The following is a 24228-nucleotide window of genomic DNA, read 5'->3' as shown; positions in this document are numbered from 1 at the left end:
TTTATGGTCGAGACATGAGTATCAGCCTTCCGCTAGCGCGTATTAGTCGTCCGGTAAAACACAATCCTCTGAGAGCCTTGGTGCTTATGGTCTACAGCCATTTCCGCCCAGCCTTCCACTAGCGCGTAGTGAAGACTTACCCCCCTTCTTCCAATGTCAGGCAGTAACGGGAGAACACTGACAGCCCGCCATTAAAGCTCTATCCTTCATTGTCCGCTGTTTTTTATTAGTATCGATAAACAATAACTTATGATTCCATTTCTGCATACTCTGACAACTAAAGTTTTTGTAATTACCCACTATAATATTTCACATATATATTTTTCAGGTAAATAACTTTTAATTGCTGAACATACCAAAATAACTTGGATTGGTTAAATATTAAATAGAATTACGCTGGACGATATGATTAAAGAAATGGTGGCTCCATGAACTTGATCAAGTTAGACAACATAGCTTAGGCCTTTAACGTTTCGGTAGGGCGTGAGTGATGATAGAATAGGCCCTGACACGAAATCAAAAGCCCAACCTTATTACCCGCAAACGATATACAGCAGATCTACTTTGAGAAACCTGCTACTATTTGAACGATTGTAGAAATAGCCGGAATTTACTCCAATAATAATTATTGAGCTATTTTATTTGCCAACACGATTGCCTGCAACTCATTAAGAAGGAATACCTTCTAACCGTACTATTTGGAATCGACCAACGAGCCTTATGTAATTGCCAATGTTCATGATAATAAAGAACTTTTAGCATGATGTTTTGGTAAACTGATGTGGGCATTTTTTTACGTTAACGACATCGGAGTGTCATTGATAACAATTACTGTACTTTCTTTTAACATGGAACAACTCCTGAATGATGCGACTGAAACTATGGAAGTTACATCACGCTGGTTAACGTCGGCAGGTATAGCATGAAAATTATTTTATCAATTGATCCGGTTCGATTTCCTCTTACGGGTATCGGTCGTTATACGTTTGAACTTGCCAGGCATCTTAAAGAAATAGCTCAAATTGAGCAATTGCGTTTTTTCTCTGGTTATCGTTTTACTGATGATCTTCCTAAAGCCGTGCAATCAAGTAAACCCAATATTTTTTCTCCAAGCAATTTGGGTCGGACAATTCTCAAGAATTCGTTAACGGTAGAAATGTATCGATTGATTTCAACGCCCATCAAGCGTTATGCATTACGCGGCTATTCGGATTATGTTTATCACGGGCCAAATTTTTATTTACCTTCGTTTGAAGGGCCTAGTGTATGCACTTTTCATGATCTTTCTATGTTTACTTGGGCGCATTGTAGTCCGCCTGAGCGAGTAAAATATATGCGTAAAGAAATCACACTGACACTTAAGAGAACTGATATGTTGATAACGGATTCAGAATATACTCGCCAGGAGGTCGCGGCTTATTTTGGCTGGCCGCTGGAGAAAATCCGTGCGGTTCCCCTTGCGTGTTCAGCTGATTTTCGACCAAGAACAGCTAATGAATTAATACCTGTACTAAGGAAGCATGGTTTAAATTTACATGGCTACAGCTTATATGTGGGTACCATTGAGCCGCGAAAAAATTTGGACGTATTATTGGATGCCTATACCCTGCTGCCTCCATCTGTGAGACAGCAATGGCCTCTCGTGTTGATTGGTTATCATGGCTGGCGTAGTGAACATTTACATGCCCGCATTAAAGCCGCAGTGTCAGAGGGTTGGGTCCATTATTTAGGTTTTGTAGATACTGATGAGTTGCCATTGATTTATGCAGGCGCTCGTGTTTTTGTGTTTCCTTCTTTATATGAGGGCTTTGGTTTACCAGTACTTGAAGCAATGGCTTCTGGTATTCCGGTCGTTTGTTCCAATGCCTCAACATTACCTGAAGTAGCCGGAGATGCTGCAGCAATGTGTGAACCGCAGGATGTGGAAGCCTTAAGTAATTTAATCGTAATGGGGTTAGAAGATGAAATCTGGCGAGGTAAGGCGATAAAAAAGGGTTTGTTACAGGCAGCCGGTTTTAGCTGGAAACGCTGTGCTGAAGAGACTTTAGCGGTATATCGGGAGGTGATTTAGTGAGCCAAAAACCGCTGCGGGTTCTACATTTTTATAGAACATCCTTTCCGGATACGATGGGCGGTATTGAGCAAGTTATCAACCAGATTGCCAGAGGAACCAATAAATTGGGCATCGAAACAGAAGTGCTATCACTGACACCCGACCGTAACGCATGCACCGTCGAAATTGATGGCTATCTGGCGCATCGCGCCCCATTGGATTTTCAAATTGCTTCTACAGGTTTTTCTGCCTCCGCTTTTTTTCGTTTCTCGCAATTGGCCAAGAAGGCAGATATCATACATTACCACTTTCCTTGGCCATTTATGGATGTGGTGCATTTTGCGACCCGGGTAAAAAAGCCGACAGTGGTGACTTATCACTCAGATATTATTCGCCAAGAACATCTAATCAAGCTTTATCGGCCATTGAAACGAAGATTTCTGGGAAGTGTGGATCGCATTGTAGCGACCTCACCAAACTATTTGGCCAGCAGTAATGTACTTCAACTTTTCAAAGACAAGGTCTGCGTGATTCCGATAGGGTTGGACAAAGCCACCTATCCTCAGCCGTTACCAGATCGAATGCGGTTTTGGCTAGAGATAGTTGGCCAGAAATTTTTCTTGTTTGTTGGACTTATCCGTTATTACAAGGGGCTACATATTTTATTGGAGGCAGCTCAAGGAACTGATTACCCGATAGTAATTGTCGGAGCAGGTCCAATTGAAGTACAACTAAAAAAGCAGGCAACTCAGCTTGGTTTACGCAATATTCACTTCTTGGGATACCAGTCTGATGGGGATAAAGTTGCGCTACTAAAACTATGTTATGGGGTGGTTTTTCCTTCACATTTACGTTCGGAGGCCTTTGGTGTTTCGCTGCTGGAGGGTGCAATGTACGGTAAGCCGATGATCTCCAGTGAGATTGGGACAGGAACGACATTTATCAATATTGAGGATGACACAGGACTGGTTGTGCCACCCAGTGACCCGTTGGCTCTGCGACAAGCAATGCGTTATTTGTGGGAGCATCCTGAGAAAGCCGCTGACATGGGCAAACGTGCTGAGGAGCGATATTGGCAGCACTTTACTGCTGATCAGATGGTAAGGTCGTATGTTGATCTCTATAATGATGTTATAAGTCAGCACCATGATCAGTACCGCTGAAATAGCTGGACGAACTGGTATGATTTATACTCTATTATTACATGAGCACGCAAAACGTTATGAACCTTAGTAATAATACTTCGGACAAATTTTCAACTCTCATAATACTAGAGTTTCTACCATTTCTTACAGCAGGTATGATTTGCTAGAGTTTTATGTCTTCAGTTATGATTGAAGGATGCACCAGCTTTATTGCGGCGGAAGGAATTATTAAACAACTCTCCATCCCGTTATGTTTGCATATCTTACGCATGATTTGGCAGAATCTGTTGATTCTTGCTCATAATATTGTGATAATCCGGCTCTTATTTATCGCTATTGGCAAACCCAGTAGGCTGGCTGGTATTTATTAGCATCCTTGGGCTTATTTGGCCATTTTTAATCTAGCCTTGATTTTAAGGGGTCTTGGTGCGAAATTTTGCAATATTCGGCAAATTGTCCAGTGTTCTGCAATTCGTATTTTACCTAACGCCACATGTGGATAGCGATAACGAGCCTTCTACCGCATCAAACTGGCCTATATTTGCTTGATTTAAATCCATTTAATCATCTACTTGAAATTCTTGATTCACCCTTACTTGGATAATTGCCAACGATAATGAATTGGGAGATATCGCTAGGAGACTGTCCGGGAATAGAAAACCTAAAGTGGAAAAGCTATTTTAGCCCTGTTTTCCGCTCATTTTCGTTTAATAGCACAACTATATGCTTCAAATGGTTAAAAAATCTGACTCAAAATTGTCTTCCCTCGCGACAGTTCCTATTCTCGGACAGGCACCTAGATGATAAAGGCTTCAAGCATAATGATGGGCTTTGTATGACGGAGTTAGTTCAGGCTACAAAAATACTCGTTATTACCAGCCATTTACGTGAAGATATTTTGCATATTGGCAGCCGTACCATCTGGCTTGAGCACGGAAAAATCCGAATGGATGGTGATATCGATTCTGTTATAGCTATCTATTTTCGAGTGATAAGCACTTCAATACCAAACAAGATAGTCGCGCCGCGAAAATTGAATATCGATCATGCCAAAAAAGCATTTTCTTGCACCAATCCCACATTATTTTTATTCAAAGAGAAATATGAATTCCAAACCACACTCTTCAACTAGCGAGCTAGTTTTTGGTGAATTGCAAGCCCTTCAGATTGCACCCAAACGCCTGACTAAAACCAATAGCTGGCACGGACATATTCCATTTGCATTTTGGCTGGTAAAGAAACTAGAACCGTCTATTTTCGTTGAACTCGGGATTCATAAAAGTGATTCTTACAGCGCTTTCTGTCAAGCAGTTCAGTTATTTTCTCTTGACACGGCATGCTACGGAGTAGCTGCATGGAAAGAAGATGACCAAGCAGGCACAGACAACGAGGTCATTTATCAAAAGTATTCCAACTATCACGATGAACAATATGCCAGTTTCTCCCGGCTTGTTCGTTCCACATTTGATAATGCGCTTAACTATTTCGCAGATGGCAGCGTCGACTTGCTCCATATTGACGGACAACACGATTATGAAGAGGTGAAGCACAATTTTGAAGTTTGGCTTCCGAAGTTAAGCTCGCAAGCTGTCGTTCTTTTTCATGATATTAATATTCGGGAAAAAGAATTTGGTGTTTGGAAATTATTTCACGAGCTATCACAGCAGTATCCGGGATGCACCTTCTCGTTCATCCATAGTGATGGTCTTGGGGTGCTAATAATTGGCGATAAAGTGCCAGACAGTCTTCAGCGTTTGTGTCACCTGAAAGATGAAGATACCACATATGTGCGACTTGCTTTTTCCACTTTTGGAAAATTTGTTGAGGCACAAGCAACCGAATCGATGTTGAGATCACAATTAAACGAAATAGACTCCGCTAACAGGCAGATGATTGCTGACCGACGCAAAACTGAGATTGAGTCCTATAAGTATGAAATGGAGCTTGCCGCTGCTTTGAAACAGCAAACCGAAGAGCTCCAAAGACAAATTAATGCTTTGCGTGAAGAAAATCAAGAGATTGAAGAAGTCCATCGCGGGAATGAAATGCTTATGCAATCGCTTTCAATGCGAATTACCAAGCCATTGCGAGACTTAAACGATCTTGTTCGCCGCCTGCGATAAACAATAGAGATAACAATATGCAAATAAATCCTGCAAATATGGCATCTGCTTCTTGTTGGTACAGCGAAAATACCCCACAAGTCTCTATCGTTATTTTAAATTTTAACAAGGCTCATCTGACAATTGACTGCTTGCAAAGTATCTGGGAATACACTTCCGGGTATTATTACGAGATCATAGTGGTTGACAATGGAAGCCAATCAGATGACTTTCAGGTTCTTTCGGCATTCAAAGGAGCTTATAAACTCTTGCGCCTCGACGTGAATCGTTACTTTGGCGAGGGAAATAATATTGGCGCTGAATTGGCAAAGGGAGAATTTCTTCTTTTTATGAACAATGATGTAATCGTGACGCCTGGCTGGCTGGCTCCTCTGATGGCAGCATTTAACGATTACCCGGATTGCGGCGTAGCCGGACCAAAATTCATCTATCCTAATGGACTTCTTCAAGAAGCCGGAGCCCTTTTGGATGAAGAAGGCGGCTCGATTCAAATTGGAAAATTCCAAGACCCGGAGTCCCCCCGGTTTAATCACAGACGCGAAGTCGATTATGTTTCAGCAGCTGCGGTACTGCTGCGGAAAAAGACCTTTGAGAAGGTTCTCGGCTTCGATTTTATATACGAACCAGGCTATTTCGAGGATGTTGATTTATGCCTCAAGATTGCCCAGCTAGAACTTAAAACCTACTATGTTTCAGAGGCCTGTGTCGTTCACCATGAAAATGCTACTACCGCCGATCCTAAAAACGGCTTACGTTTGAATAGCCTTCTCGCAATAAACCGTGAAAAATTTGTGCAGCGCTGGGGCAATTATTTAAAGACCGACCAGCACTCTGACATAATATTAGATTCAACACTTATTATCGAAAAAGGGCAACCGGGTAAAAAACCAACAGCCGCTGTTTTTACGCTCTGCAGCATCATCCCGGGTGGAGAAGTAAAATATTTATTAGCCGCAACAGAAGCCTTGATCCAGGCTGGTTATCAGGTATGGCTGGTAACTCCAGAGAAATATTCTTATCTCCGCATTACCAAAATTGCTGCAATTTTAGGACTCAATCTCCAAGGTTTGTCTATAACCACACTTACAATGGCAGAGGCGATGCCGCGTTTCGATATTTTTGTCGCCATGGGTAACGAAGTTACTGCGCCAGTTAAGGCATTGGGAAAAAGAAATTTCTATTGTTGCCAACTTCCCTTCCCGTGTACACAGGATGAAATCAATCAGCAACCGAATTGGATGGATGACTACGAGGCTTTCATTGTTTATTCGGACTTTGTTAAAAATCATTTAATTAAACAGCTAGTTCGATACAGTATACCCAGCCAGGTAATACATATCATTAATCCGCCAGTTGATATGCAAGCCTTTAACTTAGGCATTCGGCGTAGCGGCATTATTTCTGTCGGCCGATTTTTCACTGGTGGACATTGCAAACAACAAGACTTCTTGATTCGTGCATTTAGAAAACTATACGAGTCCGGTATCAGATCAGAACTTCATCTGGTTGGCTCGATCCACCCAGAACCTCAGCATCGAGAGTACTTTCTTGAATGTCAGCGCCTGGCACAGGGGCTACCCGTACATTTTCATGTAGATGCATCACCAAGTAAATTGGCAACACTTTATGCAAGCTCCTTCGTCTACTGGCACGGAGTCGGTTTTGGTGTCGACGCAACAACAGAGCCTGAAAAATGCGAGCCGTTTGGCCTAAGCGTTGTCGAGGCGATGTCTGCAGGAGTAATCCCTTTAGTCGTTAACAACGGTGGTCCGGCTATTATCATTCAGGATAACTGGAACGGGTACTGCTATGATACAGAAGACAGGCTGATTGAGCTAACCCAAGGGATTTTTCTGCAACCAGAACCGGGGCTATCAGAAATGAGGGTGCGCACCCGAATCCGCTCCGAGGATTTCTCAAAGGAATCTTTTACCGAGTGTTGGCAAAATTTGTTGCAATGATGAAAAATACATAGGTAAGGCTATCGGATAAAATAGCGTTAATACAAGTTAAGCTATACATTAAATTTATCGAACTATAATCAGCTTTTCATTATGTTTTCAGGAATACGGTATAATCTGATTTTCTATAAGTTATTTTACTTCCTAATTGTTCTGCTTTGTAAGCCTTCCATTGAAAAGTTGGTATTTAACAGTTTCCCAAGGCTTGCTAAAAACACCTTCGAAGCTTAGGCTCATCCAGGCATGTACTTGACAGACTCTGCGCGTTTTTTAACCTGACGGCTTGGAAAGTATTTATCTCAGTAAACAATTTTTGTCTGAAAAATTCCAGCAAGCCAAATTATTAATAAGAGTGAAACATTAAGCATGAACGATGCCTCAACAGCAATAAACCCGCACGCCGCGCAGCTTGTATCCCCAGTAGCATTGATCAAAAGCCTCTGGCGTAACCGCCAGCTTATTGCGCAAATGACCAAACGCGAAGTAGTCGGCCGTTATAAAGGCTCTGCCATGGGTTTGGCTTGGTCATTTTTTAATCCCGTGTTTATGCTGATCGTATATACATTTGTATTCTCGGAAATTTTCAAATCCCGCTGGGGTGGCGTCGGTGGTGATGACAGTAAAACACAATTCGCAGTCGTGCTGTTTGTCGGCATGATTGTGCTGAGTCTGTTTAGCGAGGTCGTAAATCGCGCACCGTCACTCATCCTTGCCAACGTTAATTACGTCAAAAAAGTGGTTTTTCCCTTGGAAATTCTGCCCATCATCACCATGGGAGCGGCATTATTCCATAGCCTTGTCAGTCTTTGCGTACTACTGGCTGCCTTTGCACTCTTTAACGGCTACTTACAATGGACAGCAGTTTTTACTCCACTGGTATTACTGCCACTGGTTATCTTAACCACAGGACTTGCCTGGATACTCGCATCTATCGGTGTATTTCTGCGTGATGTTGGACAAACCATCAGCATCATTACCACCGTTTTAATGTTTCTTTCTCCTGTTTTTTACCCGATAACTGCAGTGCCAGAGCGATTTCGTGCAGTTATCATGGCTAATCCACTCACCTTTATTATTGAACAGGCTCGAGAAGTGCTCATCTGGGGTCATTTGCCAAATTGGGCAGGATTGGGCGTATACACTCTGGCAGCCACCATAATTGCTTGGGCAGGCTTTGCTTTATTCCAAAAAACCAGAAAAGGCTTTGCTGATGTTCTTTAAAAATGGCTGCGCCGCAATTAACCTGATATGGCGATTACAAAACCAAAACCAGCTGATGACAACGGATTAACTAAATGAGCACAACCGACATCGCCATCAAAGTTCAAAATCTTAGCAAATGCTACCAAATCTATGACAATCCGCGTGATCGGCTTAAGCAATTTGTCGCCCCACGTTTGCAACGATTAACCTGGCAGACACCTAAACAATATTTTCACGAGTTCTGGGCGCTTAGAGACGTTTCTTTTGAAGTCAAAAAAGGCGAGACTGTCGGTATTATCGGACGCAATGGCAGCGGAAAATCAACCCTGCTACAAATGATCTGTGGCACCCTCAACCCCACCGCTGGCAGCGTTGAAACCTATGGTCGCATAGCCGCCTTGCTGGAACTTGGCTCCGGTTTTAATCCAGAATTTACCGGGCGCGAAAACGTGTATATGAATGCCTCAGTGCTAGGCTTAAGCAACAAAGAAATAGATGCGCGTTTTGATGATATCGTTGCCTTTGCCGACATCGGTGACTTTATTGAACAATCGGTAAAAACTTATTCAAGTGGAATGATGTTACGGCTCGCTTTTGCTGTCGCGATAAATGTACAACCTGACATATTGGTTATTGATGAAGCTCTCGCTGTAGGTGATATTACCTTCCAGGCAAAATGTATGACACGGCTTAAAAAACTAATGGACACGGGTACAACTGTGCTATTTGTCAGTCATGACACGTCGAGCGTAAGAAATTTTTGCCAAAAAGTTCTATGGTTGAGTAATGGGGAGATGAAAGCCTATGGTGATCCCGAGTTAACGATAGGCAAATATGTTGCAGAAGCACATTTATCTATTAATAATGAATTATCAAAAAGCCGTGAGGACTCAATAAAATTGGAATCTTCCATTGCCATTAAAGTTAAAGACCCTTTAGCTGATCTGGAAAACTATAGCTCTTTTTCCGAAGGTTGGCGGCGCTATGGAGACGGTAGAGCCAGTATTCTTAATGTAGCTCTTCTGAACAGTAACTCCCTACCTGTCGAAACAATCTGTTTACGAGAAGATTTTTTGATCCGTTTTCTGGTGTGGGCTGAAGTGGATGTAGAAAATCCGGTTTTTGGATTTTCGTTTAAGGATCTTAAGGGTAATCAGCTGATAGGCTCAATGACTACAAATCACTCGAGTATTACAGTCCCTGATCTGCTAGCCGGCCATAACTATCTTATTGAAATACGTGGCCAGAACATACTCGCTCAAGGAGCATATACACTCACCCTTGGGATTGAAAGTATCGTGGAAAGAAATATCGCACATGAGTATATTGATGTGGTTGAAAATGCTATTGTGTTTCGAAGTAGTTTTGGTAGCGATATTCATGACATTTTCCCCGCATTAGTATGGCAAGACGTTGATATTAGTATTCAGAAGATTGATGTAAATTGACCAAATGCAGATCAAATTACAAATAAACAATCCCAAACAGTACTTGCTATCTATGAGTAATTGAATATGAAAAAACACCATTCCTTGTTTGAAAATCTTAATTTTGAAGATTTTCGTGAAATGGCACTTAATCGTGAAATGTCTCGCTATGAAAAAATTGGGTTTCCGGATGCTTATCGTGCCGATCAAGAGATCGCTATATTTAATGATATAGAGTCAAAGCTTCCTGCTTTAACCAAAATAAATAGTGTGATTTTAGATATTGGTTGTGGCTGTAGTGATTTGCCGACCTTGCTTATGACTCGGGCTGAGCTCAATCATCAGAGTTTGGTTTTACTCGATTCTGCTGAAATGCTGAGTCAACTGCCTGATGTTTCAGTAGCATGCGTCAGGAAAGTGCCCGCTAAATACCCCGATTGTTCAGATTTACTGGCTGAATTACAGGGTCGCGTAGATGCAATTATTATCTATTCGGTCATTCAATATGTCTTCGCGGATGGAAATATTTTTGATTTCATTGACAAGTCACTGGCGCTTCTAGCTCCTTCTGGCCGAATGCTTATCGGTGATATCCCCAATGTATCGATGAGAAAACGTTTTTTTGCCAGTGAAAACGGGATAAAACATCATCAGGATTATACCGGTACGGACGAGATTCCAGATGTAAAATTCAATTGTGTTGAACCCAGACACATTGATGACTCGGTAATCGCGGCAATCATATCCAGAGCACGGACTGCCGGATTCCATGCATTCGTCGTACCACAACCTCCTAATCTCCCGATGGCAAATCGGCGTGAAGATATTTTAATTGTCCGTCCATAGGTGCTTGTAGTGAATAAAATTAAAAAATTGGTCATTGTGGGCGATTCTGCCTTTGCAGAAGTTGCCCACGAATATTTTGATATTGATTCTGACTATGAAGTCGTAGCGTTTGCGGTGGAGCGTGACTTTCTAAAACGAAATGAAATGCGAGGCCTACCCATTGTACCTTTCGAGGAGCTGGAAACACATTTTCCACCTGGCACTCATGAGGTATATGTCGCTACAGTTTATACCCAACTTAATCGTCTTCGTACACGTTTAGCAGCAGCTGCCAAGCTAAAAGGTTATCAGCTTGCCTCTTATGTCAGCTCGCGTGCTTTCGTTTGGCACAATGTGCAATTAGGGGAACATTGCTTCATCTTTGAAGACAACACAATTCAGCCATTTGTAACGATTGGTAATAATGTTGTGATGTGGAGCGGTAACCACATAGGGCATCATTCGGTTATTCATGATAATTGCTTCCTTGCTTCCCATGTTGTGGTCTCAGGATTTTGTAATATTGGTCGAAACACATTCATGGGTGTTAATGCGACGTTGGCCAATAATGTGACTATCGGCGAAGACAACTGGATTGGCCTTGGCGTCACTATTGTCCGTAATACCGCGCCAAATCAGTTATTCAAAGGTGAGCAACCGGAACCGGCCAAGATTTCAGCATTACGCTTTTTTAAGGTGAAAGAATGAAGTGGCGTAAATTAGGGGTAGTTTGGAACACGGATGGCACACATGCATGGGCAAAAACACACGGCATGGGGCCTACCCCATTTCGGTTAAACGATGAGGTGATTCGCGTTTTTATTACCTGTCTTGATGATCAAGGCCGTGGTCGACCTGGTTATGTTGATGTGGCCGCTAATGATCCAACTCATGTGCTTGGTGTATCTCCTTGTGCGATCCTTGATATAGGTGAGCCAGGTACCTTTGACGATAATGGTCTGATGGCCATTAGCATCGTGCAGTCCGAGCCAAATACCTTGTATATGTATTACGCCGGATTCGAAATCTGTACACACATCCGCTACCGTATTTTTTCAGGTCTTGCAGTAAGTAAAGATGGTGGCATGACTTTTATTCGGTACAGCCAGTCACCAATATTGGACCGCACTGATAATGAACTTTTTTTTCGTGGTGGTCCATTTGTAATGTTTGACGATGGCGTCTTCAAGATCTGGTATGTCGCGGGAAGCGAATGGACAAATATTAATGGTAAATCAATGCCAGTTTATGATCTGCGTTATCAGGAATCCATGGATGGTATTAACTGGGCTGATGAGGGAAAACTTTCCATGGCAATCACAGGCGAAGATGAGCATGGTTTTGGCCGTCCTTGGGTGATCAAGCGTGGACCAAATGATTACCAACTTTTCTATTCTATCCGTCGTCGTTCCTTCTCCGCATATAGATTGGGCTATGCCGAATCAACTGATGGTATCAACTGGATTCGCAAGGATGAAGAAATGGGCCTTGACGTATCGCCGGGTAAATTCGACTCGGAGGCAATTATGTATTCGGCAGTAATTTCGGTTGACGATAAAACTTATTGTTTCTATAACGGCAATAATTTTGGTGAGCAGGGCTTTGGCGTAGCGGAATTGATTAAGTGAGTATTGAGATTATTGCTTACACTCAAGCGCATGAAACAGCATGGGAAGGCTTCTGCGCAGGTGCGGTAAATTCTACGTTATTGCATACACGTGGCTTTCTGAGTTATCACGTAGATCGCTTTAAAGATTTGTCTGTACTGATAATGCAATCGGGAAAGCTGGTAGGTGTTTTTCCAGCGGCTGAATCTCCATCGGACACTACGTTAGTTATTAGTCACCCAGGCATCACTTATGGTGGAATTGTGCATCAGGGTTGGCTCAGCGGAACGCGTATGATTGAGGTGTTAACTGCCTTAGCTGAATATTATGGAAAAAACGGCTATCAACGATTGCAATATAAGCCTGTTCCATTCATTTATACGAAAACCCCAGCTCAAGATGATTTATATGCACTGTTTCGTTTAGGCGCGCAGCGAATACGTTGTGATCTTTCTTGCACTATAGATTTGACCAATCGCCAGCCACTAAGTGAGCGGCGAAGGCGCGGACTAAAGAAGGCACTAAAAGCGGTTACATTATCAAGTGATCCTGCGTTACTAGGTGAGTTGTGGGCTGTCATTGCACAAAATTTGGCACATAAACACAATGCAAAACCAGTACACTCTTTGGCTGAACTTACCTTGCTTAAGGATCGTTTTTCACAACTAATTACTATCCGCTGCGCCTTGATGGACGGGCATGTTGAAGCAGGCGTGGTATTTTTTAATTCCCCTTCTATCTGGCATGCACAATATATTGCCGCAAGTGAAATTGCCTACAACGTGTCGGCACTGGATGCTGTGTTTGATTCGGCAATAACCGACGCACAACAAGTGGGTGTGCGTTATTTCGATTTTGGAACAAGTAACGAAGATGGCGGCAAGGTTCTAAATGATGGCTTATATCGTTTTAAATCGGAATTTGGCGGTGGTGGAATAGCACACGAATATTATGAGGTAAATTTATGTTAATCAGTTCTACAATTAAAAAGTTGGGAATTATTTTTTGGGTAAATTTCTTTGTTGGTTTTTGTGATCATACCCGTAGCGATTATGTACCTTTTCACAAAGACAATTTTTTAAGGGGAGCTATCTAATGAAGCAAAAAATAACAATTAGCGACTGTAAAGTTGTTACTTTACCAAAAGCCAAAGATCCAAGAGGTAATTTAACCTTTATCGAGGGAAATAATCACGTCCCCTTCGACATAAAACGTGTTTTTTACCTTTACGATGTTCCGACCGAAGAAAGTCGTGGTGCCCATGCCCACAAAACACTGCACCAGTTTCTGATTTGCCTTGCAGGCAGCTTTGATGTTGAAATTGACGATGGTGAATTTCAAGGAAAAATTCATTTAAACCGTCCCTGGAAAGGCTTGCATATACCACCCATGATTTGGGCTGCTGAGGTTGATTTTGATCCTGGCTCAGTCTGTTTGGTATTGGCATCAGAACTATATGACGCGACTGACTACATTCGTGACTACTCAGAGTTTTTGGCACTGACCAACCCTAAATTATGATTATTCCCTTTTTAGATTTAATGGCTCCGCACGAAGAGCTGAAAACAGAATTACGAGAAGCATTTGATCGCACGCTTAATTCCGGTTGGTATATTCTCGGTAATGAGGTCAAGCAGTTTGAACAAGAGTTTGCCGACTATTGCCAAGCTAAACATTGCGTTGGAGTGGGCAACGGATTGGAAGCGCTACATTTGATATTGCGTGCTTATGGTATCGGTGAAGGTGATGAAGTGATTGTGCCTTCCAACACTTATATCGCTACCTGGCTGGCGGTAAACTATGCGGGTGCCACACCGGTCCCGGTCGAACCCGATGAACGGACTTATAACATTGATCCCCTTCTTATTGAAGCGGCTATAACTAAGCAAACAAAAGCCATTATTGCGGTACATCTTTATGGGCAACCCGCTGACATGGATGCCATTAACACGATTGCCAGAAAACATAATCTCAAAGTAATTGAAGATGCTGCCCAAGCCCATGGCGCACGCTACAAAGGCAGACGTACAGGCTCATTAGGCGATGCCGCAGGCTTTAGTTTTTACCCGGGAAAAAACCTTGGAGCGCTCGGTGATGGCGGAGCAGTTACAACCAATGATACCGATCTGGCGAATAAGATACGTGTGCTGGGTAATTATGGTTCGCGTGTCAAATATCACAATGAAGTGAAAGGTTTTAACTCGCGGCTTGATGAGTTGCAAGCTGCGTTTTTGCGTGAAAAACTGAAACCATTGGACGCTTGGAATGAGCGCAGAGCTAAAATTGCAAAACAATATCTTGATTGTTTATCTGATAAATCGTTAAATCTCCCTTATGTCCCTGATTGGTGTGACCCGGCCTGGCATGTATTTGTCATCCGTCACCCTTACCGTGACCGATTGCAACGTACTTTGGGCGATGCGGGCATTGGTACCTTGGTACATTACCCAATTCCTCCTCATTTGCAAATGGCTTACCAAGACAATGGTTGGACGAAAGGATCCTTTCCGATTGCGGAACAAATGGCCAATGAGCTGTTGAGTTTACCTATGGGGCCGCACATCAATGCCTGGCAAATCGATCAAGTATGTAAAATTCTAACTAAGGCGCTATAAATAATGACAACACATCAGGCCGAAAGGGCTTCAATTACTGACTTGGAGTCGCAAGTATACGCTTTGGTAGAATGCGGCAAGTTTGGAGATGCTTTGGATGCAATCCGCCAGTTTTCAGAAGCGGTAATTAATAATCAAAGATCAGTCGGCAAGGTCTTTGCAAGCGCTGATCTTGATAAGTTATGTCGATATATTGGCAAGATTGCGGCGAGCAAAGCAGGAATTGGTTCCCTTTGTCCTTTAGAGAGAAAAGGTACTGTTATCCTCGCCACTGAACTCGTTAATGCAGGCGGGCATGTAGAGTTAATAAAGGATATCATCAGACTTAAATTATTTGATGCCCCTATTAGTATTCTATTAACAGATATTCTCGACAGAGCACAAGAAGACATAATAACTAATTTCTCGGTAACTTATGGAGTCACTATTGAGGTTGCGAAGGTATGCTCCACTAATGATCGATTGATGTGGCTTTTTGATCGTTTGCGAAGTTCAGTACCGACTACATTGGTTCTGCTAACTTATAATCAGGATGGTGTGGGTATCGCAGCCGCAAGCTCCTATGTTGCAGGCAAAGTGGTTTTCATTCATCATGCAGATCACCATTTATGCTTGGGAGTTACCTGTGAGGATTTTATCCATATAGATCCGCACAATATAGGATTCTTCCATTGCAAGAATGAATTAGGTATAAAGAATAATTACTATTGGCCGCTTACGATCAACCTTGGCTCATTAGAGCCAAGGTCTGATCAATTTTTAAGTGAAGGGCATCTTGTGACTTGTTCCAGTGGCCGCCCGGATAAATTTAACGCAAGTTATTACCTTTACGACTATTTTAAACTGATACCAAAGTTACTGGCTGCGACCAGTGGTCGCCACATTCACATTGGTAGCCTAACAGCGGATATGGAAGCTGGTTTACAACATGCGCTTATGGCTGAGGGTGTCGACCCTGCGCGTTTCACTAATATCCCGTGGGTGCCATCGGTTGCCAGAGCACTCATTGAATACCATGTGGATCTTTATATTTCGTCGTTTCCTTTAGGTGGTGGAAAAGCGACTCTTGAGGCCATGGCGGCCGGCACTCCTTTACTGATGCATCAAAGCTATCGCTCCCGGTTCCATGGGGGCGGTGATCTTGCCTATCCGGATGCCTGGCTATGGCGAACTGAGGCTGATCTGCTTGATATGGCAAGTAATATATCGGTTGATGACTTGATGCGTCATTCACTTTTGGCCAGAGCGCATTACGGCAAATATCACTCTGACAAATCGCTTATCAACGCTACTGACTTCTCAAAAATCCAAGATATAGATGCTGTACCTAAATTACGCCAATATACCGCTGATGACCTGCAGATATTTCTTGATGAAACGGCTGAAATCAACGCCATCGATTCTGTTGCAGCTAACAAGTTACAGTCTCAGTTAATTGAACGCGAACAACAGATAAATGCATACAAGCTCCAGGCAGAAAAATTTGATGCGCTATTACGAACTGCAAATGCACAGATCGTCAATCTCAATCAAACCTTAACAATCCATGCTCATGAAATTGCTGTTTTGCGGCGCTCAACCAGTTGGCAGATAACGAAACCATTACGGTTTATTTCACGCCGAGTCAGTCGACTGAAGTTAGTATTGCTAGTGAAGCGTGCTTATAGGAAATTAACCATTAACCTCGATAAGCTTCCAGAGAGCTTCGATCGGGATGCTTATCTCAAACTTAATCCAGACGTAGCCGAGGCGGGGTTTGATCCAGCAATACACTATTTGCTGGACGGCTGTCGAGAGAGTCGTGCTTACACTCTGCCGGAGATGGATATTGGTAGCGAGTATGGCAAGCTTCCGGATAATTTCAATCGGGATCTTTATCTTAAGTTATATCCAGAAGTGGCTGCCGCTGGAATGGATCCAGCAACTCATTATTTACTTTATGGATATCATGAGGATCGCATTTACATGCTACCCGAGATGGATCTTTGTGGCGTTTATGATTTTAAAGCCGATCGCGAGACGATACTGGTGGTAAGCCACGATGCATCCAGAACTGGGGCACCGGTGCTAAGTCTTAATCTCGTTAAAGCTCTCGCAGAACATCATAACGTTGTTGCATTATTGTTGGGTGGTGGTTCACTTTCCGATGCCTTTAAATTGTCGGGGGCAGCAGTGATTGAATCGTTTTGCCTGAGGAGAAATCCAGTCCTAGCAAATGCTATTGTTGGCCAACTCTGTGCGAGTTTTAATTTCAAATTCGCTTTGGTTAACAGCATAGAATCTCGCGTAGTGCTGCCAGCTCTGGGCAAATTCTTTGTTCCTGCAATCAGTTTGATTCATGAATTCGCTTCTTACACCCGCCCTCGGGATGCGTTCAGAGACGCCATTTTTTGGTCTGGCGAGGTTGTTTTCTCGGCGAATATAACTATGGAAAACGCGTTCGCTGAGTATCCTGATCTGAGCGAGCGGGCCGCTCATATTCTCCCCCAAGGCCGATGTTTGTTGCCGACCGAATTCAGTGAGGGGCAACGCCAGATAGAGAGTGAGCATATACACCGGTTAATACGTCCTAAGGGCCTTGCAGAGAACACAGTGATTGTGCTTGGAGCTGGGTCTGTGCAGTTACGTAAAGGTATTGACCTGTTTATCGAATGTGCCACCCGTGTTATTCGTGCGCCCGATGGAATTAGGTGTCGTTTTATTTGGATCGGAAATGGCTATGATCCGGAAAATGACATCGGGTATTCTGTTTATCTGGCAGACCAGGTTCGCCGTGCAGGTCTTCAGGAACATATTTTGTTCATTAATGAAACCACCGCTATCGAAACTGCTTATGAGGAAGCTGATCTGCTACTGCTTTCGTCGCGGCTAGACCCATTGCCGAATGTTGCGATTGACGCAATGGCTTATGGGATGCCGGTACTTTGTTTTGATAAGACAACCGGAATAGCGGATTTTCTTATTCACAGTGGTCTGCGAGATCATTGTGTTGCACAATATCTTGACTCATCTGATATGGCTCAAAAAATTCTGGCCTTGGCCGCTTCGCAGCTTTTACGTGAGGACGTTGGAGAGCAATGCCGTGTAGCCTCGATTTCATACTTTAATATGAAAAAATACGTTACCCGTCTTGAGGTTTTGGCACAAGGGATTTGCAATCGTACGCGGCAAGAGCAGGTAGATACAAAAACCATTCTCGATGCCGGCCTGTTTCGGCAAGACTTCTCGTGCCCTCAACATCAGCAAGTGCATTCGATTGAAGATGAAGTTCGTCTTTATGTTCGCGCCTGGGCAAGCGGGATTAACCGCCGAAAACCTTTCCCGGGCTTTCATCCCGGCATTTACCAAGAGCAGCATGGACTTGCAACTCATGGTACAGACCCATTTGCGGACTACTTACGAGAGGCTCATCCAGAAGGATCTTGGAATTATCCGGTGATTGTCGCACCGGAAGTCATGGTAGATAATTTACCGGAAAATCATCGTATTGCATTGCATTTACATATTTACTACCCTGAGTTGTTAGATGAAATAATTACTCAACTTGCATATAATCGGATTTGCCCTGACTTGTTTGTTAGCATCACCGATGAAAACACTCGTCAGTTGATTGTTAGCGAGCTAATAAATTATAAAGGCAAAGTTGTTGATATACAGCTTGTCCCTAATCGCGGTCGGGATATAGGGCCGTTGCTTACGGCTTTCGGTCAGGGGATATTAGCTAACTATGACTTTATCGGGCATATCCATACAAAAAAAACTGTCGATGTAAAGGATCCTTCGATGGGTGAAACATGGCGTCAGTTCTTGTTGGAAAATTTGCTCGGTAGTGAATCGCGCCCAATGGCAGATACCATCTTGACACACATGAATAACGATGTGTCAATTGGGATGATTTTTCCTGATGACCCTTATATAGTAGGCTGGGGGACTAATCTTGCCTTTGCTAAACCATTAGCAGCACGAATGGGGCTTGAAACATTACCCGAACATTTTATTTTTCCTGTGGGCACTATGTTTTGGGCCAAGGCTTCAGCTTTGGTTCCATTACTGAATTTAAACCTGGGTTGGGACGACTATCCTGAAGAACCCTTGCCTTACGATGGCACGTCACTTCATGCGCTGGAAAGACTGTTTCCTTTGACGCTTTCATTAAATAATTTGCATTATGCTACAACAAACGTTATTGGGCTAACCCGATGAAAATTACTATTTTTGGCGGTGGTGGCTTTATCGGCTCAACCATCGCAGATCGATTGCTTAAAGATGGTCATCAATTGCGCATTTTTGAACGTCCCCGCGTAGAACCCTATCGGCAGTTTTTGGATGGCGAAAGAGTTGAGTGGCTGACGGGCGATTTGATGAGCGTCCATGATGTAAGTAGCGCAATAGACGACGTTGATGTCATCTTGCATCTGGTCTCGACAACGTTGCCCAAGAACTCTAATGATGACCCGATTTATGATGTGCAGAGCAATCTTGTCGCCACCTTGCAGTTGCTCAATGCGATGGTTGCTAAACAGGTTCGCAAGATTGTCTTTATTTCATCTGGGGGTACTGTTTATGGCAATCCCGTGTATCTACCCATAGACGAAAAACATCCAACGGAGCCACGAGTATCCTATGGCATAACAAAGCTGGCCATTGAGAAATACTTGCTAATGTATCAAGAACTGCATGGCATTAATGCCAATATTCTTCGGGTTGCCAATCCCTTTGGCGAGCGCCAGCGTGTCGAGACTGCTCAAGGCGCAGTGGGCGTGTTCTTGAGCAAAGCAATCCAAAACCAACCAATTGAAATCTGGGGTGATGGCAGTGTTACCCGTGACTATCTCTATGTTAGCGATGTCGCCGAGGCATTTGCTCTCGCCGTAAATTACGAAGGAACAAATTCCGTCTTCAATATCAGCTCAGGCGTCGGCACCAGTCTGAATGACATGATCGTCCTGCTGGAGAAGGTTCTCGGGCGCGAAGTGATTAGGCATTACCAGCCTGGACGACCGTTTGACGTCCCAATAAGCGTTCTGGATAATTCTTTGGCACGACAGGAACTGGGATGGGAACCTAAGGTAAGGATTGAAGATGGGATTGTTAAAACTGCCGCATGGATGCGTAAGGTATTAAATAAATGATCAAAATGGGAAACGAGCGCTTGTTATGGATATTTATTGTAATGACAGCCATTTTCAGGCTAATTCTTACCGGAGACCGTGACATTCTGGCGTTAAATTCGCCACATGACGAATATTGGTATATTCAAACAGCCTTTAATAAAATTTGGGGTGGTGATTCTTACAATCAGATGACTTTTATTCACCTGCCGATTTATTCAGCATGGTTATACTGTTTACAATTGTTCGGCATTTCAGCCAGATTAGGAATTGATTTGGCTTGGCTGCTTGCTATCGGTTATCTTGCCTTTGCCTTTCTTCGCTTCGCTCGGATGGCCTGGTTGGCAGCTCTGCTTTTTGCCTTTTTGGCCTTTCATCCCTACACAATCAGTTTTTTTGACAGGGCGCTTGCCGAAACATTTCTAACTGTAGTTTTTGCTGCCATCATCGGTGCAGGTATCGAGTTATGGAACTGCCGCGAGCAAGGATTCACATACCGACGTAGAATTGCTCTTGTCGTTTATATAGTGGGATTCGCAATTGCTTTCCATACTCGCAAAGAAGGAATCGTATTGGCCATGCCACTATTAGTGATTGCCTGTTGGTCTTGGTTAGACCGTCAGCGTTGGTGGTGTAGTTGGGGTAAGCAACAATTAGCGATACCGCTGTTGATTGCGCCATTACTATCAATAATTTTTTTAGGTGTAATAGTAGCCGGTGGTAATTATCTGAAATGGGGTGTATTTGCCCGTTATGAGCTGGCGGCACCAGGATATCAACAAGCGATTGCCGCACTCAATGGCATTGATGTCGGACGAACACCGAAGCACTTTACGGTCACTAAAGAGGCGCTTACTATGGCCTATAAAGAAAGCCCTACCTTCCGTGAGCTTCAACCTTTCATGGAAACTGGTATTGGTAAAATGTGGATTGCTATATCAAGTCAGAATACGGGCATTGCAGGAGCGATTGGTAACGGATGGTTTCTCTGGGCGCTACGCGATGTTGCAGCACAAGCAGGATGGCACCAGGATGCCAGATTTGCAGATAGCAAGTACGCAGCAGCAGCAAATGAACTCGAAAATGCATTTGCAACCGGCCGGTTGAAGAAGCGAGGATTTACCCTTTCTTCTTTTCTTGATCCCGATGTGGATAAATGGATGCCGGATGTACCGAAATCTGTTTTTAACGTATTACAACTTTTAGTAGAACCAAAATTTCAATATCTTGAATCGCCCAAAGAGAACGCATCGGTCAGCCAGTTTGATAACTATGTAACAATTACAGGGCGACGAACCGCACCGCCCCACACAGTCGTAACTGGCTGGACAATCTTGCCGACAGGTACATTAATCGGCCTGGGTGCGGAAAACGAGATACCGCCATGGTCGAGTTTGTCTGGACAGCAGCGTGCAGATGTTCCCGGTGCGTATGCATTTACTGTTTCATCCATCAGTATCACACCCACAACAACTCTACATTACTTAACGCTAGATGGCAAAAAAGGAAGCATTGCCTTAAGCCAATTAAAAGCAGGAGCTGTGTCGACCTTTAAGGGTGATGTAAAAGCGGAGATCGGTATCGATAAGTTGGATGTACATCCGAAAATACATAGAGCGGATCAATGGTTGTTGAAACTTTGTACAGTTTACGAATGGATAGGATATGTAATCTGTCTCTTGATTATAGGGGGCATTTTTTCGTTAGTCGTTCATAGAGAACACCTCGCTGGGGGGGGGGGTATTTTTGTAGTCCTAGCGACCGCTATTATTACGCGCATTGCATTGTTTGGCATTATTGATGCCAGTTCTTTTAGCGCTATACAAGCACGCTACATAATGCCGATTATTCCTACTTTTGCTTGTATGGGAGCGCTTGCGCCAGCTTTTTTGAACGGTCTTTTTAAAAAGTCAAATTAGAGTTTGTTGATTAAGATTGAAGATGTTTATCTTAAAGATAAATGACCCTGGAGGGATAAATGGCGATAGACCTTTCTCTATTGTCCTGACAATGAATGCCGCGAAGGTATTTGAGTTTAGGCGGGAACTTTCTTTTGGAACAAAGGATGTTCCTGTAATCCAATGCCATCGCATTCGAAGGCTTTAAGTACCATCTTATAAAAAATTCGCAAAGTACATTGTTTATTTTTATTGATGCAAGTATTAAATGTTTTTTGGAGAATTATATTGTCACAAACTGAATTTTTGATCACAAGTAATCGCTTTTTAAGCTCTATGTCAGCAGCATGGAGGCTTGCGACGATTCTTGCTGTTTTTATTTTTTTTGGTTTGTCAGTACGTTGGTCATGTTTGGATATCAGCCCTCCAGCGTGGGATCAGGGGCTCTATCTTTATCAGGCCACTATTTTACACAACACTTTAATGCAAAATGGCTTCTTTGATTTTTTTATATCCATCTTCAATTTGGATCGGGGAAGAGTTCCTCTTTTACCAGTCATAGTTCAACCCGCATTTTATTTCTTTGGTCCAAGTTTGGATGCTGCAGTCATTTCACTCAACTTCACTTGGTTTATTCTCGCTTGGGCATTGTTTGGGATTGCACGGGAATTAGCAAGTCCACAAGTAGGTGATAAGGCAGGTTTCTTTGTATTTGTGTTATTTGGGCTTCACCCATTAACCACAATGCTTTCACATAATTATCTGGTTGAACTTCCCTTTGTTGCTTTTGTTTGCGCTGCAATATATTCACTGTGGTTGTTGTACAGAACACGAGAAAGGAAATGGTCTGTAATAAGCGGGATATTTATTTTTTTAGGGCTATTAACAAAAGTTACTTTTGTTGCATTTGTTTTGCCAGCCTTTATTTTTTTGGTCTACAGCAATATTCGAAAATTATCTGTTTGGAGTACATTTGTACTTTTCATTCCTGTAATCTTTTTTACAATTCTGGCTGGATTATATTATTTTTATAATTTGAGGCAGATTTTTGAGATGACAATTTTATTGTCATCTCACGGTATGGCTCAGCTATATGGGTTTGGAAACGCTTTTGATATCCATGTTGTGCTGGAATATTTGCGTAATGTCTTTACACTCCCAGCAATGCTCATTGCGAGCTTTTTCGCGGTGGTTATGTTGATTTTGAGATTTATACAGCCTCGTAAAAATGTTGAGAAAGTCGATGTCAATATTCATACGCAAACTTTAATAAAAGTATTATTTTTATGGCTCATTATTCCCTTTATACTTGCTACATTTGGCGAGATTAAAGACCCCCGTTATCTCTATCCAAGTCTAGTGCCAGTCTTTGTGTTTGCAGGAATTATGGTATCTCGATTTCCTAGGAGTAAATTGGCCGTTATTTTGGTAGCGCTGGCTTATATGCTTCCCTTATCAGGCTATTTATATAGCAACAGTTTATTAAGCGAGAATTTAGCAAATCAATTCCGATCTGTTTTTAAAATAAATCCTGTTTTGGCTTTGGACGCGGAGGCAAGACCAGATTCTAGGAATTGGAATACTGATAAGATAGTTAGTGAAATTGCCAAAAAGCTTGATGCTGCTCAAGCAAGCAAGACAGTTATTTTTCTGGGGGGAAATCGCTATTACCATCTCAGACTTTTGGACTACGAAGGCTTGAAGGGTGGTTTTTATTTGACTTATATGGTGTTGCCATACTATTCAAACACATCGATGTCAGTTGATGACGCGCTTAAATTTATTAAAAACAAATCCCCGTCAGGAATAATTTACAAAAGTGGCGATAATTGGCCTCCATTTTCTTCGCGCCTTGATTCTGGGATAGTCGCACAGCTTAAAAAAGACCCAAAATATAAGGCTGTGGATTTGGATGTCGCACAACCGGATGGAAGCCGGTTTACACTATTTATCAATCTATCCAAAATGTATGTTCAAATTAAATCGGCTTCTGATCTGGTTGATAATTGGAAGGCTGGAGAAGGCCAGGCAAATATAGCAGGCAGTGATACTGAAAGTCTTGTGTTAACAACCGAAACAGGTAGCCAAGCATTGGCAAAACTTCAAAATGGTATCGTGTATGTGCCGAGTTGGAATATATCAGGTAAACTTACCGATGACCTTCAAAATATTCAATGGAGCAATGGATTTTTATGGCGGAGGTCAACTATTGTAAAAGCCTCGGAAACTGCTATTAAAAACCCATGATTTTAAAACAATA

Annotated in this window: 17 protein-coding genes; all 17 read left to right on the top strand. The window is 42.8% G+C overall.

All coding sequences use genetic code 11. The features are described from left to right. Positions 1 to 922: 922 nt before the first annotated feature. Positions 923 to 2071, top strand: coding sequence for a glycosyltransferase family 1 protein (locus tag KKZ03_RS04405; RefSeq protein ID WP_243220323.1), 1149 nt, complete (start codon positions 923 to 925; stop codon positions 2069 to 2071). Further along, positions 2071 to 3216: a glycosyltransferase family 4 protein gene (locus KKZ03_RS04400; protein WP_305852367.1), complete on the top strand. Its 1146-nt coding sequence runs from the start codon at positions 2071 to 2073 to the stop codon at positions 3214 to 3216. The genes KKZ03_RS04405 and KKZ03_RS04400 overlap by 1 nt, the downstream gene beginning before the upstream one ends. Positions 3217 to 4033: 817 nt before the next feature. After that, positions 4034 to 4330, top strand: coding sequence for a hypothetical protein (locus KKZ03_RS04395; protein ID WP_243220321.1), 297 nt, complete (start codon positions 4034 to 4036; stop codon positions 4328 to 4330). Continuing rightward, positions 4302 to 5321 (top strand): class I SAM-dependent methyltransferase, encoded by a 1020-nt coding sequence (locus KKZ03_RS04390; RefSeq protein ID WP_243220320.1) that lies wholly within the window; start codon positions 4302 to 4304, stop codon positions 5319 to 5321. The genes KKZ03_RS04395 and KKZ03_RS04390 overlap by 29 nt, the downstream gene beginning before the upstream one ends. A gap of 17 nt (positions 5322 to 5338) precedes the next feature. Then, positions 5339 to 7282 (top strand): glycosyltransferase, encoded by a 1944-nt coding sequence (locus KKZ03_RS04385; RefSeq protein ID WP_243220318.1) that lies wholly within the window; start codon positions 5339 to 5341, stop codon positions 7280 to 7282. 366 nt (positions 7283 to 7648) lie between these two features. Then, on the top strand, positions 7649 to 8503 hold the full coding sequence (locus tag KKZ03_RS04380) for an ABC transporter permease (protein WP_243220316.1): 855 nt from the start codon (positions 7649 to 7651) through the stop codon (positions 8501 to 8503). A gap of 74 nt (positions 8504 to 8577) precedes the next feature. Beyond that, on the top strand, positions 8578 to 9933 hold the full coding sequence (locus tag KKZ03_RS04375) for an ABC transporter ATP-binding protein (protein WP_243220315.1): 1356 nt from the start codon (positions 8578 to 8580) through the stop codon (positions 9931 to 9933). Positions 9934 to 9999: 66 nt separating this feature from the next. Further along, a complete protein-coding gene (locus KKZ03_RS04370; RefSeq protein ID WP_243220313.1) occupies positions 10000 to 10758 on the top strand; it encodes a class I SAM-dependent methyltransferase in 759 nt (252 codons plus the stop codon). A gap of 9 nt (positions 10759 to 10767) precedes the next feature. Then, positions 10768 to 11445 (top strand): acetyltransferase, encoded by a 678-nt coding sequence (locus KKZ03_RS04365; protein WP_243220311.1) that lies wholly within the window; start codon positions 10768 to 10770, stop codon positions 11443 to 11445. After that, entirely contained in the window at positions 11442 to 12365 is a 924-nt protein-coding gene (locus KKZ03_RS04360) for a hypothetical protein (protein WP_243220310.1), read from the top strand. The genes KKZ03_RS04365 and KKZ03_RS04360 overlap by 4 nt, the downstream gene beginning before the upstream one ends. Next, a complete protein-coding gene (locus tag KKZ03_RS04355) occupies positions 12362 to 13315 on the top strand; it encodes a GNAT family N-acetyltransferase (RefSeq protein ID WP_243220308.1) in 954 nt (317 codons plus the stop codon). Before KKZ03_RS04360 ends, KKZ03_RS04355 begins: the two co-directional genes overlap by 4 nt. 124 nt (positions 13316 to 13439) lie before the next feature. Beyond that, on the top strand, positions 13440 to 13865 hold the full coding sequence (locus KKZ03_RS04350) for an FdtA/QdtA family cupin domain-containing protein (RefSeq protein ID WP_243220307.1): 426 nt from the start codon (positions 13440 to 13442) through the stop codon (positions 13863 to 13865). A gap of 20 nt (positions 13866 to 13885) precedes the next feature. Further along, positions 13886 to 14959: a DegT/DnrJ/EryC1/StrS aminotransferase family protein gene (locus KKZ03_RS04345; RefSeq protein WP_243220305.1), complete on the top strand. Its 1074-nt coding sequence runs from the start codon at positions 13886 to 13888 to the stop codon at positions 14957 to 14959. 3 nt (positions 14960 to 14962) lie between these two features. Then, complete coding sequence (locus KKZ03_RS04340) at positions 14963 to 19162, top strand: rhamnan synthesis F family protein (protein ID WP_243220303.1); 4200 nt, start codon at positions 14963 to 14965, stop codon at positions 19160 to 19162. Next, on the top strand, positions 19159 to 20091 hold the full coding sequence (locus KKZ03_RS04335) for an NAD-dependent epimerase/dehydratase family protein (protein WP_243220301.1): 933 nt from the start codon (positions 19159 to 19161) through the stop codon (positions 20089 to 20091). Before KKZ03_RS04340 ends, KKZ03_RS04335 begins: the two co-directional genes overlap by 4 nt. Continuing rightward, a complete protein-coding gene (locus KKZ03_RS04330) occupies positions 20088 to 21989 on the top strand; it encodes a hypothetical protein (RefSeq protein ID WP_243220300.1) in 1902 nt (633 codons plus the stop codon). The genes KKZ03_RS04335 and KKZ03_RS04330 overlap by 4 nt, the downstream gene beginning before the upstream one ends. Before the next feature lie 267 nt (positions 21990 to 22256). Further along, entirely contained in the window at positions 22257 to 24215 is a 1959-nt protein-coding gene (locus KKZ03_RS04325) for a glycosyltransferase family 39 protein (RefSeq protein WP_243220298.1), read from the top strand. Positions 24216 to 24228: the final 13 nt, after the last annotated feature.

The organism is Methylobacter sp. S3L5C, assembly GCF_022788635.1.
Lineage (GTDB): Bacteria > Pseudomonadota > Gammaproteobacteria > Methylococcales > Methylomonadaceae > Methylobacter_C.
Note: the sequence above shows the minus strand (reverse complement) of the source record. Positions and strands in the feature narration are given on the sequence as shown.

Coding starts and splice junctions, on each gene's coding strand:
- KKZ03_RS04340 (WP_243220303.1), top strand. CDS start 14,963: ATGACAACACATCAGGCCGAAAGGGCTTCAATTACTGACTTGGAGTCG.
- KKZ03_RS04335 (WP_243220301.1), top strand. CDS start 19,159: ATGAAAATTACTATTTTTGGCGGTGGTGGCTTTATCGGCTCAACCATC.
- KKZ03_RS04350 (WP_243220307.1), top strand. CDS start 13,440: ATGAAGCAAAAAATAACAATTAGCGACTGTAAAGTTGTTACTTTACCA.
- KKZ03_RS04345 (WP_243220305.1), top strand. CDS start 13,886: ATGGCTCCGCACGAAGAGCTGAAAACAGAATTACGAGAAGCATTTGAT.
- KKZ03_RS04370 (WP_243220313.1), top strand. CDS start 10,000: ATGAAAAAACACCATTCCTTGTTTGAAAATCTTAATTTTGAAGATTTT.
- KKZ03_RS04375 (WP_243220315.1), top strand. CDS start 8,578: ATGAGCACAACCGACATCGCCATCAAAGTTCAAAATCTTAGCAAATGC.
- KKZ03_RS04390 (WP_243220320.1), top strand. CDS start 4,302: ATGAATTCCAAACCACACTCTTCAACTAGCGAGCTAGTTTTTGGTGAA.
- KKZ03_RS04395 (WP_243220321.1), top strand. CDS start 4,034: ATGACGGAGTTAGTTCAGGCTACAAAAATACTCGTTATTACCAGCCAT.
- KKZ03_RS04360 (WP_243220310.1), top strand. CDS start 11,442: ATGAAGTGGCGTAAATTAGGGGTAGTTTGGAACACGGATGGCACACAT.
- KKZ03_RS04405 (WP_243220323.1), top strand. CDS start 923: ATGAAAATTATTTTATCAATTGATCCGGTTCGATTTCCTCTTACGGGT.
- KKZ03_RS04385 (WP_243220318.1), top strand. CDS start 5,339: ATGCAAATAAATCCTGCAAATATGGCATCTGCTTCTTGTTGGTACAGC.
- KKZ03_RS04330 (WP_243220300.1), top strand. CDS start 20,088: ATGATCAAAATGGGAAACGAGCGCTTGTTATGGATATTTATTGTAATG.
- KKZ03_RS04380 (WP_243220316.1), top strand. CDS start 7,649: ATGAACGATGCCTCAACAGCAATAAACCCGCACGCCGCGCAGCTTGTA.